Annotated in this window: 20 protein-coding genes and 2 pseudogenes; 19 read left to right on the forward strand and 3 right to left on the reverse strand. The window is 67.2% G+C overall.

Annotated features, from left to right (window positions below; all coding sequences use genetic code 11):
* The 8 genes from MKK70_RS04920 to MKK70_RS04955 are packed head-to-tail and all read left to right on the forward strand — an operon-like array spanning nt 1 to nt 4,090.
* Nucleotides 1-747: a methyltransferase gene (locus MKK70_RS04920; RefSeq protein ID WP_243946145.1), complete on the forward strand. Its 747-nt coding sequence runs from the start codon at nt 1-3 to the stop codon at nt 745-747.
* 2 nt (nt 748-749) lie between these two features.
* Nucleotides 750-1,118: a hypothetical protein gene (locus tag MKK70_RS04925; RefSeq protein ID WP_243946146.1), complete on the forward strand. Its 369-nt coding sequence runs from the start codon at nt 750-752 to the stop codon at nt 1,116-1,118.
* Complete coding sequence (locus MKK70_RS04930) at nt 1,115-1,603, forward strand: MucR family transcriptional regulator (RefSeq protein WP_243946147.1); 489 nt, start codon at nt 1,115-1,117, stop codon at nt 1,601-1,603. The genes MKK70_RS04925 and MKK70_RS04930 overlap by 4 nt, the downstream gene beginning before the upstream one ends.
* 1 nt (nt 1,604) lies before the next feature.
* Nucleotides 1,605-2,108, forward strand: coding sequence for a hypothetical protein (locus MKK70_RS04935; RefSeq protein ID WP_243946148.1), 504 nt, complete (start codon nt 1,605-1,607; stop codon nt 2,106-2,108).
* The gene (locus MKK70_RS04940) at nt 2,105-2,452 is read left to right on the forward strand and encodes a hypothetical protein (protein ID WP_243946150.1); all 348 of its coding nucleotides are present in this window, start codon (nt 2,105-2,107) and stop codon (nt 2,450-2,452) included. The genes MKK70_RS04935 and MKK70_RS04940 overlap by 4 nt, the downstream gene beginning before the upstream one ends.
* Nucleotides 2,449-3,213: a hypothetical protein gene (locus tag MKK70_RS04945; protein ID WP_243946152.1), complete on the forward strand. Its 765-nt coding sequence runs from the start codon at nt 2,449-2,451 to the stop codon at nt 3,211-3,213. The genes MKK70_RS04940 and MKK70_RS04945 overlap by 4 nt, the downstream gene beginning before the upstream one ends.
* Before the next feature lie 20 nt (nt 3,214-3,233).
* Nucleotides 3,234-3,671, forward strand: coding sequence for a hypothetical protein (locus MKK70_RS04950; RefSeq protein WP_243946154.1), 438 nt, complete (start codon nt 3,234-3,236; stop codon nt 3,669-3,671).
* Nucleotides 3,671-4,090 carry a hypothetical protein gene (locus MKK70_RS04955; RefSeq protein ID WP_243946156.1) on the forward strand — a complete coding sequence of 140 codons (420 nt, stop codon included), beginning with the start codon at nt 3,671-3,673 and terminating at the stop codon, nt 4,088-4,090. Before MKK70_RS04950 ends, MKK70_RS04955 begins: the two co-directional genes overlap by 1 nt.
* 44 nt (nt 4,091-4,134) lie before the next feature.
* Here the strand turns inward: MKK70_RS04955 and MKK70_RS04960 are convergent, their stop codons facing one another.
* Nucleotides 4,135-4,308 carry a hypothetical protein gene (locus MKK70_RS04960; RefSeq protein WP_243946158.1) on the reverse strand — a complete coding sequence of 58 codons (174 nt, stop codon included), beginning with the start codon at nt 4,306-4,308 and terminating at the stop codon, nt 4,135-4,137.
* A 293-nt stretch (nt 4,309-4,601) separates the two neighbouring features.
* Between MKK70_RS04960 and MKK70_RS04965 the strand changes: the two genes are divergently transcribed.
* From MKK70_RS04965 to MKK70_RS04995, 7 genes are read left to right on the forward strand one after another with little or no spacing between them, the layout of a single operon-like run.
* On the forward strand, nt 4,602-5,186 hold the full coding sequence (locus MKK70_RS04965) for a hypothetical protein (RefSeq protein WP_243946160.1): 585 nt from the start codon (nt 4,602-4,604) through the stop codon (nt 5,184-5,186).
* Between the two features lie 2 nt (nt 5,187-5,188).
* Nucleotides 5,189-5,530: a hypothetical protein gene (locus tag MKK70_RS04970; RefSeq protein WP_243946162.1), complete on the forward strand. Its 342-nt coding sequence runs from the start codon at nt 5,189-5,191 to the stop codon at nt 5,528-5,530.
* Nucleotides 5,523-5,756: a hypothetical protein gene (locus MKK70_RS04975; protein WP_243946164.1), complete on the forward strand. Its 234-nt coding sequence runs from the start codon at nt 5,523-5,525 to the stop codon at nt 5,754-5,756. Before MKK70_RS04970 ends, MKK70_RS04975 begins: the two co-directional genes overlap by 8 nt.
* Entirely contained in the window at nt 5,753-6,031 is a 279-nt protein-coding gene (locus tag MKK70_RS04980; protein WP_243946165.1) for a DUF2312 domain-containing protein, read from the forward strand. The genes MKK70_RS04975 and MKK70_RS04980 overlap by 4 nt, the downstream gene beginning before the upstream one ends.
* A gap of 2 nt (nt 6,032-6,033) precedes the next feature.
* On the forward strand, nt 6,034-6,258 hold the full coding sequence (locus MKK70_RS04985) for a hypothetical protein (RefSeq protein WP_243946167.1): 225 nt from the start codon (nt 6,034-6,036) through the stop codon (nt 6,256-6,258).
* Entirely contained in the window at nt 6,251-6,466 is a 216-nt protein-coding gene (locus MKK70_RS04990) for a hypothetical protein (RefSeq protein WP_243946169.1), read from the forward strand. Before MKK70_RS04985 ends, MKK70_RS04990 begins: the two co-directional genes overlap by 8 nt.
* A gap of 45 nt (nt 6,467-6,511) precedes the next feature.
* Nucleotides 6,512-7,450, forward strand: coding sequence for an IS481 family transposase (locus tag MKK70_RS04995; protein ID WP_243946171.1), 939 nt, complete (start codon nt 6,512-6,514; stop codon nt 7,448-7,450).
* Nucleotides 7,451-8,295: 845 nt separating this feature from the next.
* Here MKK70_RS04995 and MKK70_RS05000 read toward each other — a convergent pair.
* Together MKK70_RS05000 and MKK70_RS05005 are read right to left on the reverse strand one after the other, a co-directional pair.
* A complete protein-coding gene (locus tag MKK70_RS05000) occupies nt 8,296-8,586 on the reverse strand; it encodes a ribbon-helix-helix domain-containing protein (protein WP_243946174.1) in 291 nt (96 codons plus the stop codon).
* Nucleotides 8,558-9,214, reverse strand: coding sequence for a ParA family protein (locus tag MKK70_RS05005; protein ID WP_243946176.1), 657 nt, complete (start codon nt 9,212-9,214; stop codon nt 8,558-8,560). The genes MKK70_RS05000 and MKK70_RS05005 overlap by 29 nt, the downstream gene beginning before the upstream one ends.
* Nucleotides 9,215-9,751: 537 nt before the next feature.
* Between MKK70_RS05005 and MKK70_RS30800 the strand changes: the two are divergent.
* The 4 genes and pseudogenes from MKK70_RS30800 to MKK70_RS05025 all read left to right on the forward strand — a co-directional run.
* Nucleotides 9,752-10,066 (forward strand): annotated as a pseudogene (locus tag MKK70_RS30800) (type II toxin-antitoxin system RelE/ParE family toxin).
* A complete protein-coding gene (locus tag MKK70_RS05015) occupies nt 10,066-10,383 on the forward strand; it encodes a DNA-binding protein (RefSeq protein ID WP_243946180.1) in 318 nt (105 codons plus the stop codon). Before MKK70_RS30800 ends, MKK70_RS05015 begins: the two are co-directional and overlap by 1 nt.
* A gap of 12 nt (nt 10,384-10,395) precedes the next feature.
* The gene (locus MKK70_RS05020) at nt 10,396-10,602 is read left to right on the forward strand and encodes a hypothetical protein (RefSeq protein WP_243946181.1); all 207 of its coding nucleotides are present in this window, start codon (nt 10,396-10,398) and stop codon (nt 10,600-10,602) included.
* Between the two features lie 10 nt (nt 10,603-10,612).
* A pseudogene (locus tag MKK70_RS05025) lies at nt 10,613-10,858 on the forward strand (IS6 family transposase); the annotation flags it as partial.

The following is a 10,858-nucleotide window of genomic DNA, read 5'->3' on the forward strand; positions in this document are numbered from 1 at the left end:
ATGCGCTTTTCCGATCAGGTCCTCGCGGTCCTCGACCGCGCTACCATCCAGGGCAACAGCCTGTCCCTGACCGCGCTCGGTCAGCTCGATCGCAAGCTCTACACCGATACGAACAAGGTTCTGGAAGCCGCCGGCGGCAAATGGGACCGGCGCGCGAAGGCGCACCTGTTCGAGGGCGACGCCGCCGAGGCAGTCGAGCCGATCCTCCTGACGGGGGAGGTCGTCAGCGTCCGGCAGGAGCTGCAGCAGTTCTACACCCCGCCGGAGTTGGCGCGGCGCGTGATCGCCGAGGCGCAGATCGCGCCCGGGATGATGGTGCTGGAGCCCAGCGCCGGCCGGGGCGCGCTGGCCGCCGAGGCTCTCATGGCCGGCGCCACCGTGGACTGCGTCGAGCTCGACCCGCGCTATGTCCACCTGCTCTGCTCGACACCCTACGAGGCGGTCGTACAGGGCGACTTCCTTAAGCAGGGAGCGTCCCGCGCCTGGGACCGCGTGGTGATGAACCCGCCCTACGCGAAGGGACAGGACATCCAGCACGTTCAGCACGCCTGGCGCTTCCTCAAGCCGGGCGGCCGCCTCGTCGCGATCATGTCGACAGGCTTCATGTACCGGACTCGCGGGAACGACCTTGCCTTCCGCGACGACCTCCAGCGCGCGGGCGCCAAGGTGGAGATCCTGCCCGAGGGGGCCTTCAAAGCCTCTGGCACGGCGGTGCGCACCTGCCTTGTCACGATCGGGGTGCGCTGAAGATGACCCGCATCCCGGCCTTCCTCGCCAGTTTTCTGGCGATCACCCCGCAGCCGCCCGGCCAGCTCGTCTTGTCGTTCGCGATGGCGCGCAGCTGGGCGACGCGGGTGTTCGACGGCCTCGGCTTCCCGCCCGGCTTCGATGCCGACGAGCGGCCCGCGCCGCCGGTGGTGCTGATCGCCGCCGGCCGTTGGCCCGAGCCGAACGAGCCCGACGAGCCAATCATCGCCGAGGCCGCGATCGCGGTGCTCGAGCAGCTCTTCGCCCATCGCGTGGTGCCGCTGACACCCGCCCTCGCCGGTCGCGTCCGCGGCCTGCTGCAGACCCTCAGCGAGATCCCGGAATTCGCCGGAAAGGACACGCGCGCATGAATGCCCAGACCTCGATCGACACCGCGGCCACCACGCCGCTTCTCGCCGCAGCACAGTCGCGCCAGGACCTGGCCGCCGGCATCGTCGCCGCCTACGTGCGCGGCAACCGCATCCCCGTGGCCGACCTGCCCGGCCTGATCCGCTCGGTCGACGGCGCACTGCGGAAGCTCGCCGACCCCGAGCCGGAGGTCCTGATCGTCCGCCCGACAGAGGCGGAGATCCGCACGTCCATCCGGCCGGACGCGATCACCAGCTTCGAGGACGGCAAGCCCTACAAGGCCCTGCGCCGCCATCTGACGATCCGGGGCCTGACCCCGGAGGACTACCGCCGGAAGTGGGGCTTGCCCGTCGACTACCCGCTGGTGGCGGCAACGTACTCCGCCCGCCGCTCGGAGATCTCGGCGGAGATCGGCCGGAAGCTGCACGACGCCGCGTACGCCCGCCGCGACGCAGCCGCGCCCGCCCTCGCCGACGCGGAGGCCTGACATGCCCCCGGCCCTGCGCGTCGTCGAAACCGTCCGCAGCAGCACCGCGACCTGGTTCCCGGCGAACGCGGACGGCTGCATCGGGCTGGCGATCGGCGGCGTCGCGCTCTGCGAGGTGACGCCGGTTGCGATCGATGCGCAGGGCGTCGTACTGACCTGGCAGACCGCGCTCCTTCGCCCGACGCGGACGGAGCTCGCCGGACCGGGCTCCCTCGCCACGGTCTGCGGCCAGGCGGCCACGCACTTCCGGGTGTCGCCGCCGGCAGAGGACTTCCTCGCCCGCTTCGATGGCCAAGCGCTCTTCCCGTCGAACGCACCTGCGGCGGACACCGCCGCGCTGCTGGAGCGCTTCGCCGACGTCCTGGCCCTGATCCTCGACGAGCCGCTGCACACGCTGCCCGGCGCCGGCCCATATGGCGCTGAGCCGCTGGCGCTTCGCCTCGCGCACTTCCGGCCCGACATCGCAGACCGCGCCGCGATCCTCCTCGAGGAGGCAGGCCGGTGAGCTGGAGCTATCGCGGGTTCGACCATCCCGAGGCTGCGCAGCGCGCGCTGCGCGCCTTCGACGCCGGGCTCGACACAGTCCGCATCGCCGAGATCCTCGGCGCCGACGAGCACGAGGTCGCGCAGGTCCTGGCCGAGGAGCGCGATGCCCGCCGCCGCCGGGCCCGCGCGCGCCTGAAGCGCTTCGAGGCCCTGCTCGCGGCCTGGACCGCCAACGACGTCGACCGCACCGCCGTCGCCCACCGCTTCGGCTACCGCCACTCCGGCTCCGCCAGCCGCTGCCTCTACGGCTACCGCCGGCGCACCGGCCGCACCACCCAAACCCGACAGGAGGCCACCCGGTGAACGCACCCGTCCAGATCCGCACCGCCGACGCGGCGCCGCCCCCTCCGCCGACCCTCGACGGGCTGACCGAGATCGAGCGTCAGGTCTATGCCACGCTGGTCCGCGCTGAAGGCGCCTTCGTCGCCTGCACCGACCTGACTACGGAGATCTACGGCGCCGTCGACGCGCCCCGCATGCGCGGCGTCATGCGCTACGTCGGCAACGTCCGGATCGCGCTGCGCACCCGGACCGGATGCTCCATCGTCTCGAACGGGGCGAACGCCGACTTGCGCTACGCCCTGATCGCGACAGCGCAGCCTGCCGCCGAGACGGTCCGGAGCCAGCGCACCGTGCTTTGTACGATCGCGCCCGACGGCGACCAGACCGTCAAGGGCCGGATCACCCAGGCCCTGATCGCTGCCGGCGGCCGCTTCCTCTCCGTCGCCGATCTTTGCCGCGTCCTTGGGGTCGAGGTCGACGCCCGCAGCATCGCCACCATGCGCAGCCGGGTGAACGAAATCCGCAGCGTCCTGCGGATGAAGGGGATCGCCGCCTCGGTCCTGTCCCAGGGCGTCGGCGAGGCGCTGTCCTACGCCTGGTCCGAGACGATCGAGGCGGCCGCCGGCCAGGGTCCCGCCGCTCTGGCCGAGGCCGACCCCGACGCCCCGCGCCCGACGATGCGCATCACCCTCCCGCCGGTCGGCGGCCGCTCCTGCATCTACGACGGCGACAGCCTGGTGATTGACGGCGTGAAGCAGCCGCGTGTGGAGCGTCGCGCATGACCCCGAGAGCGCCCCTCAGCATGGACAGCTTCGCCGATAGCGTCGGAGCAATCTCAATTTGCTGGACCGTTCCCCGCCTGCGCAGCGAGGAGCTCCATACTGTTGATTGCATTCCTCAGGGCTGTGAACGCGGCTGCATTCCCTCTCAGGTGCGCAACCGCGATCTTGCGCGTAATTACCTCACGGTCCTGTCCGACCTCGTTGATGTAGGCGACGAGTTGCACACGCCCGATCCCACCAACGATAGCGCAGGCGGGGACTTCTTCGAAGAAAATCACGGGGGCAGTTACAGCCCCCTCAACAGGGGAAGCCAGTATTTCGGCATCGGTCTGACCACGCTTGCTCAAATCATCGCCCAACATAGCCTCCTATTCACCCGACATTTTTATTATACAGCAAGCCTCCGCCCAAAAAAAGGCACCTGGCCAATTGCTAATTTAATAGCGAGGGCCGCCTGATGGTCGCCTACAGCTTCAAGGCCCGCTTCGCCGCCCCGATCCTCGCCGGCACCAAGGCGCAGACGATCCGCGCTGAGCGTGCGGGCCGGTCGCGCCACGCCCGCCCCGGCGAGCGGCTGCAGCTCTACACCGGTCTGCGCACGCGCCAGTGCCGGCATCTCGGCGAGGCGGCGTGCCTCGCGGTCTGGCCGATCGAGCTGCATCTCGTGGTCGGCCTTGTCTTCGCCAACGACGGCTGGATCCGGACGGACGAGGACCTCGACGCGTTCGCGCGGCAGGACGGTTTCCGAGACTGGTCCGATATGCTCGCCTTCTGGAAGGCCGAGCATCCCGATGCCGTCGTCTTCACGGGCATCCTCATCCGCTGGCAGCCGCTCGTCGCGGTCGACGCGCTCGACATCGCGGCGAAGGCTGCATGATGAGGATCGCTATCCCAGACAGAGGCCTACCGCTGAAGGGCCTGTCACCCTTCCGCTTTGTCAGCCTGCCCAGTCTTGGCGCCACCGTTCGGGTCGGTTTCGTCCTCACCCTCACCATCGGACGCGTCACGTCCTTGGGGTGTCAGCCGCGGCGCGGCGATGTCTTCTTCCGTCGCCTGCGAAGCGGGCGCACCGGGCTTCTTCGTGTCGTTGGTCATGAGCCTGTTCCTCTGGCGACCTCAGGCGATCACGTCCAACGCTTCCTCGACGTCCAGCGTCAGGACGCCGAGCCCAAGGGCGTAAGCCACTTCACGAAACATGAACGATCTCCGCAGACGGGTGTGGGGCGTGGCGCCCCTGATTGCCTGACCTACCGCTCAGGCCGACAAGTGTTCCGGCTGCTGTTAGGAGCTTTGGCCCCCATCCAGGAGCTCGCCCTGGCACGCCTCCGCCGAAAGCCGGAGGAGTGGGTCGTCGGCACATCCCTGGCACCGAGTTCGGCGGGGCGAGGATGAAGCCCGTCACCGCCCCGATCGGCATAGCGAAGACCGCGCGCGGTCTGCTCATCACCCTGCCGGGCCGGTTCTGGCTGCTGGTGTCGCTCCGCCGCGCCGTGAAGCGCCTGGTCGCGCACGAAGAGCCGTGGACGTACCTCGCGCCGGAGAGCAAGGGCGTGCGGATCGAGCAGTGGGTCGCCGAGGTCGAGATGCAGCTCGCGGCCGAGAGCCGCCGGCGGGCCTGGTCGGTGAGCGATGCGGAATGGGAGGCGGCGCCGTCCGCCGCCGCCGCGCCGGCATTCAGCCCCCCCTCGGAGCCGCTGATCGTCAACCTGCCGTCGGCGAAGACGACGCGCTCGACGCTCTCGCTGCTCAAGAAGCTCGAGGCCGGCCAGGTCCTTGTCTCCACGCCCGACCGCGGCGGCGCCGGCGCGCTGCGCATCTACGTGCTGCGGCCGTCCGGCCGCGTCATCTCGACCCGCGTCGCCCGTCGCGCGATCGAGGATCGCTTGGTGCTGCCGCACTGCGACGGCCTGTTCGGCCCCGACACGTCCCAGAGCTGGGGCTTCCCCACCGACCTGAAACCGCAGGAGTCCTGATCGTGCCGTCACCCTCTCTCATCACCGCCGTCAGGCGTGACCCCGATGCCCGCGCCCAGATCGCCCGGATGGCGCAGGTGATGCGCCATCATCAGGAGGGGGTGGAGGGATGCTGCACGTTCCTCCACCTCCTTCAGGCCGGGTACACCGAGGCGGAGATCCACGCCTGGCGGGATGATGCGCGGGCCTACATCCGCGGGAAGCCATCGGCCAACCGCTGGACCTCGCCCTATCGGATCGAGGCCGCTGAGTTTGCGATCGAAGCGCACAAGATCCAGCGGCGTGTGAGCCGCGCTCCTTGGGTCGCCCCCGTGGTTCAGCAGGTCGAGGCCGTCCTTGCCTGAGGCAGCCAGCACCATCACGCCAACCCTCCTCCAGGACCTGCGCTCGGTCGCCTCCGAGATGGCCGACAAGTGGGACGCCGGCATGAAGGCCAGGAAACTGCTCGCCCACCTCGAGGGGCGGATCAGCAACTACGATCCCCGCGTCAGCCGGATCATCGCAGCCCTCGAAGCGACCGATGCCGCGCACGTCGGCGACGACACCCCCGCCAAGGAAACCGGTCGATGAGCGTCCACAACATGCCGACGACCGGCGACGTGTCATCCTCCGAAGGGGTAGCCGCCGACGAGCTGCGCGCCTTCATCGAGCGCATCGAGCGTCTCGTGGTGGAGAAAGAGGGTATCGCCGGCGACATCAAGGAGGTCATGGCCGAGCTGAAGGGCCGCGGCTTCGACGTGAAGGCCGTCAACGCCATCCTGCGCATGCGCAAGAAGGACCACAGCGAGCGCCAGGAGGAGGAGGCGATCCTCGAACTCTACATGCAAGCGCTGGGGATGGTGTGAGCATGGACGCAATCGCGACTACCGGCCCGACCTGGAGCATCGAGGCGATCCCGACGTCGAGCGGCGTCGAGCTCGTCGTGAAGGTCCCGTCGCGCGGCATCGAGCTGGCGCTGCCGACCAGCCGCGCCGGAGCCCGTCATTTCGCCCGCGGGGTGCTCGCCGCCGCCGGCGACGCGACCGAGCGCACGTTCCCGCAACCGCCGATCCCCGAGGCCGCCCGTGGCTGAACTAACCTACCCGTCCACGCTGACCGACGACCTCCGCGAGGTCCTCGGGATGATGAACTTCCAGACCGGACCGATGGCGCACGCCTTCCGCGATGCCGGGCGTGCCGAGATCCGGAAGAAGTGCGAGGAAGAGCAGGCCTTCATCCTCGACTGGCTGATCCGTCTAGTTGTCGAAGCTATGAAGGTTGTTCACCCGGGGCGGGGGTGAGAGGCTGGGGTTGCGAAGCCAACCAACCCTGACCGAGCGCCCCGGATGAACACCCATCAGCATGCCCGCATGACGGTCCATGGTCGAGCCCTTCTGGTGAACCGGATCCTGGTCGAAGGCTGGCGCGTGGCCGAGGCCGCGCAGGCTGCGGGCCTCAGCGAGCGCTCGGCCTACAAGTGGCTGGCCCGCTTTCGGGCGGGCGGCGCGGGGGCACTTCGCGATAGAAGCTCGGCGCCCCTCCGGCCAAAGGTGCGCGTCACGCCCGCGATCTGCACGCAGGTCGAGGCCCTGCGGCGCACGCGGCTGACGGGGCAGACCATCGCCGAGCGCCTCACCATCCCGCGCTCCACCATCGGCCGGGTCCTGCGCGGTCTCGGTCTCGGCCGTCTGAGCGCGCTGGACGTTCGGCCGCCGGTCATCCGCTATCAGCGCGAGAGGCCGGGCGAACTCATCCACATCGACACGAAGAAGCTCGGCCGGATCGACGGCGTCGGTCACCGCATCACCGGCAACCGGCGCGACGGCCGGCGCGGCATCGGCTGGGAGGCCCTGCATGTGGCCATCGACGATGCCTCGCGTCTCGCCTACACGGCCGTCCTGCCCGACGAGACCAAGCAGAGCGCCATCACCTTCATGAGTGAGGCGCTGGCGTTCTTTGCCCGACATGGCGTCACCGTCGAGCGCGTGATGAGCGACAACGGCGCGGCCTACCGCAGCCATGCCTTCCGCGACCTGCTCGCCGAGGCCGGCCTGCGCCATGTCCGGACCCGGCCCTACACGCCGCGCACTAACGGCAAGGCCGAGCGCTTCATCCAGACCTCGCTGCGTGAATGGATCTACGCCGAGCCCTACGCCTCATCCGCCGAGCGGACACAAGCCATGAGCCCCTGGATCGACCACTACAACACCAGCCGAACCCACTCCGCCCTCCGCCGACAGACACCCTGGCAAAGCCTGAACAACCTTCTGGGCAACGACACCTAGGTGCGCCTTCTCGATCACCTCCAACACGCGGGCGCCGTAGGTGACCGTCACGGGGCTGTCGAGCCGGGCGCCTTCCCAACTGACGTCGGTGATCAGCGAGGACGCTGAGCCGGCCCCATCGGGGAGCATGTTGCGGGTACGCTCGCTTTTGATCGCCTCCAGCTCCTTGAGGGAGCGACCTTCGTGGATCAGCACGCTGACCTGCTGAATCTCCTGGAACACGTGCACCAGGCTGAGCAGGTTGTTGACGTGTTCGGTGCGTCCCATGGCCCGGATCAGCGTCCGCCAGGTGGTGCGCGTCTGGTAGTACCGTAGCACCGGCGGGATGAACGTGCCTTTGCGGTAAGTTGGGTTATCGACCTTGACCTTCTCGCGGGGCAGCCGGAACAGGGCATAGATCGCATCGCGGTGCTGGCTGCCCAGCTCCCTGCCCTTCACCTCAACGACCGAGTAGCCCAGCACCTCGTAGATGCGGACGAAATTGCTGTCGGTGATCAGGTCCTTTTTGCGCGGGGCAAAGGCCGAAGTCCGCGCTAGATGCTGTGGCATGGTTGCCGGATTGCGGCGGCCGCGGCGGTTCTTGAGCGTGCGCTCCTTACGCGCGAGGCGCTGCTCTTCTTCGGGCGTTAACGGACGGGTGGGCGGCATCGACATTCCAGGCTGGAACGTAGCCCCGGGCGGGAATTAACGTACCAGAAACGGGAACATACGCCCCAAAAATGTGCAAGGTTTTTTAGCCCGTTGGCAGGTGGCCGCGGCGCAATCCGTGGCCCAGAAACCTTAATCATTTAGGGCTTATGGCAAATAATAAGCCCTAAACCATAAACTACAAGCGCCGTGCAGGCTCACTTGCCCTCAAACTCCTTGAGAGACGGCTGCCCATACTGGGCAAGCATCAGATCGATGCCCTCGCGGATGAAGCTGTTGAGGTCGCGATCGTGCTCGATGCACATCATGCGCAGGCGCTTCTTAGCCTGGGTGGGCACGTAGGCGACGACCTGCTCGTAGTTCTTCGGCTTGGTCGCCGTGGCTGCGCTGGCGGGATGCTGAACGACCGTCGCGGACTCGTGCGCAGCTTCCTGTGGCATCTGACTGCCAAGGGCCGCCTCAAGCGACGCGGGTTTGTTTCTGGCCATGCGCTTTCCCTTCTATCTTGTTGAGCAACCACTCCAGCAGCTCGCGGATCTCGGCGGAGGCCTTGCTGGTCGGATCGCGTTCGGTGACCCCCTGCCCTGTCGCCAGCGCGTCCATGTGATCGACGCGCATGGCCAGCGGCGTACTGGCGACGGCACCGGTCAGCTGCAGCACGCGATAGGCATCCATGGTGCGGATCGAGCGCCCGGGCGGGACCTGGTTGAGGACATAGGAAAACGATTTGCCGAGCCGGTGAATGGCATTGATGGTCGGTGCCGAAGCCTCGATGTCGGCAACGCTCGGACGAGCCGGGACTAGGCACAGGTCGGCCACCTGGATCGCCGCAGTGACCCCTGGCGTATCGGCCCCCGGGGTGTCGATAATGACGAGCTGGACGCCCTGCTTGCGCAGCAGCGGGATCGCGGCTTCGAGCTGGCCACCGGTCAACGCGTTGACCTCGGGTCCGTCCTCCGCCTCGCGGCGGCCGTACCACTTCTTGGTGGTGCCCTGCAGGTCGATGTCGATGACTGAGGTTTTGAGCCCCTGCTCCGCGGCCGCCACGGCCAGCGAGCACGCGAGCGTGCTTTTGCCGGTGCCGCCTTTCTGGGAGACGATTGCGATGATCTTCATGAGCGCATCCTTCCGGACGGCGAGGATAAACGGCAAGTGGTTAATGGCTTGCCGCATGCCATATGAGGTTTGCCATGTGCCTCTTATGGCACATCACATGCTTTAAGCCATTTGTGGTTTATGGCAAGTCAGGCGACATTGTCGACCGGAGCGGGGCTTTGCCCCGATAGCAGCCCCTCGCCAGTGAGCTGGGACGGGCTTGAGGCCGGCCCGGGCGGCTGGCCTTACACAACAAACCACTTATGGCTTGCCATAAGCCATAGCGGCGTCAGCGCCCGTCACCGTCAGGCGGAAACCGCCACCGGCGGGTTCCGAGAGCCACCGCAGGTGGCGAGTAGGGCGCGTCCCGGAGGGGACCCTCTGGACACCCGGTCTCTGCCCCATCGTTTGTAATTGTTACCATTTACCACTTACCACAAGCCATTTGGGTGCTTTTTCAGCCAGCAGGAAAGGGGGCTCAGCCAGCCAATCCAGTGTACCTCACAGCATGACCTGTCAGAGCAGACTTGATTGGTAACGTATACGGTACTATGTTGAATGGGGATCAGGGAGTTTCTGGATGCCCGCGGCGGCAGCCCGTTCGCCGACTGGTTCGATGACCTGGACGCCAAGGTGGTCGTGGCGCTGACACGCCTGGAACGGGGCAACTTATCCGACGCCAAAGGCGTCGGGGCAGGGGTGCAGGAGTATCGGATCGACTAAGGGCCCGGCTACCGGCTGTACTTCGGACAGGACGGGGACACGCTGATCATCCTGCTGTGTGGCGGCACCAAGCGCCGGCAGCAGGACGACATCGCCGAGGCGCAGGCGCACTGGGCGGAGTACAAACAACGCAAGAAGGAGGAGGGGTGATGGCCCTTACCCGCAGTTTCAAGGACACCGTGAAGGCGCGTGCCGAGCGTGACCCGGCGTTCCGTGACGCCCTGCTGACCGAAGCGGTCGACCAGTTCCTTGCCGGCGACCTGGAGACCGGCAAAGCCGTCCTGCGCGACTACATCAACGCAACGATCGGCTTCGAGCGCCTGGCCGCAGAGACCAGCAGCTCGTCGAAGAGCCTGATGCGCATGCTCAGCTCGGCCGGCAATCCGACCGCTAGCAACCTGTTTAATGTTTTGGAGACTGTGCAGAAGGCAGCCAGTGTGCACCTCGAAGTAGCTGCGGCGAGATAGGCAAAAGCTTAGATGACCGCAAATCAGTTCGAGCGTCATGGGAAAGTGCGTGCAAAGCTCAAGCAGCTGTTCGTCAACCCTGAACGGGTCAGCGTCATTCACTACTCCTACGAAAGCTTTTACAACCTCCCCGGCGGGCGCTGGGCCTGTCGCAAACGCGAATGCGCCGTCGTTCACGGATCGTTAGCCATCCCTGACCAGCTTGCCGCGTCCGCCTAGAGGCAGGCCGATGATCCTGTCCGCTATCGCCGCCAAGCTGGAGCAGCCCTCCCAGGCGCACTTCAATCGACGGCACTACGATGCGTCGCTCCTCCTGCAGGCTGTCACCTGGTACCTGCGTTATTCGCCCAGCCACCGCGATATCGAGGAATGATTCCTGGCGTGTGGCCTGGAGGTCGATCACAGCACCCTGAACCGCTGGGTCTTGGCGTACGCGCCGCTGATCGAGAAGCTGTTGCGGCAATTCCGCAGACCG

This window comes from Methylobacterium sp. E-041, assembly GCF_022829665.1.
GTDB lineage: Bacteria > Pseudomonadota > Alphaproteobacteria > Rhizobiales > Beijerinckiaceae > Methylobacterium.

Coding starts and splice junctions, on each gene's coding strand:
- MKK70_RS04920 (WP_243946145.1), top strand. CDS start 1: ATGCGCTTTTCCGATCAGGTCCTCGCGGTCCTCGACCGCGCTACCATC.
- MKK70_RS04925 (WP_243946146.1), top strand. CDS start 750: ATGACCCGCATCCCGGCCTTCCTCGCCAGTTTTCTGGCGATCACCCCG.
- MKK70_RS04930 (WP_243946147.1), top strand. CDS start 1,115: ATGAATGCCCAGACCTCGATCGACACCGCGGCCACCACGCCGCTTCTC.
- MKK70_RS04935 (WP_243946148.1), top strand. CDS start 1,605: ATGCCCCCGGCCCTGCGCGTCGTCGAAACCGTCCGCAGCAGCACCGCG.
- MKK70_RS04950 (WP_243946154.1), top strand. CDS start 3,234: ATGGACAGCTTCGCCGATAGCGTCGGAGCAATCTCAATTTGCTGGACC.
- MKK70_RS04955 (WP_243946156.1), top strand. CDS start 3,671: ATGGTCGCCTACAGCTTCAAGGCCCGCTTCGCCGCCCCGATCCTCGCC.
- MKK70_RS04960 (WP_243946158.1), bottom strand. CDS start 4,308: ATGACCAACGACACGAAGAAGCCCGGTGCGCCCGCTTCGCAGGCGACG.
- MKK70_RS04965 (WP_243946160.1), top strand. CDS start 4,602: ATGAAGCCCGTCACCGCCCCGATCGGCATAGCGAAGACCGCGCGCGGT.
- MKK70_RS04980 (WP_243946165.1), top strand. CDS start 5,753: ATGAGCGTCCACAACATGCCGACGACCGGCGACGTGTCATCCTCCGAA.
- MKK70_RS04985 (WP_243946167.1), top strand. CDS start 6,034: ATGGACGCAATCGCGACTACCGGCCCGACCTGGAGCATCGAGGCGATC.
- MKK70_RS04995 (WP_243946171.1), top strand. CDS start 6,512: ATGAACACCCATCAGCATGCCCGCATGACGGTCCATGGTCGAGCCCTT.
- MKK70_RS05000 (WP_243946174.1), bottom strand. CDS start 8,586: ATGGCCAGAAACAAACCCGCGTCGCTTGAGGCGGCCCTTGGCAGTCAG.
- MKK70_RS05005 (WP_243946176.1), bottom strand. CDS start 9,214: ATGAAGATCATCGCAATCGTCTCCCAGAAAGGCGGCACCGGCAAAAGC.
- MKK70_RS05015 (WP_243946180.1), top strand. CDS start 10,066: ATGGCCCTTACCCGCAGTTTCAAGGACACCGTGAAGGCGCGTGCCGAG.
- MKK70_RS05020 (WP_243946181.1), top strand. CDS start 10,396: ATGACCGCAAATCAGTTCGAGCGTCATGGGAAAGTGCGTGCAAAGCTC.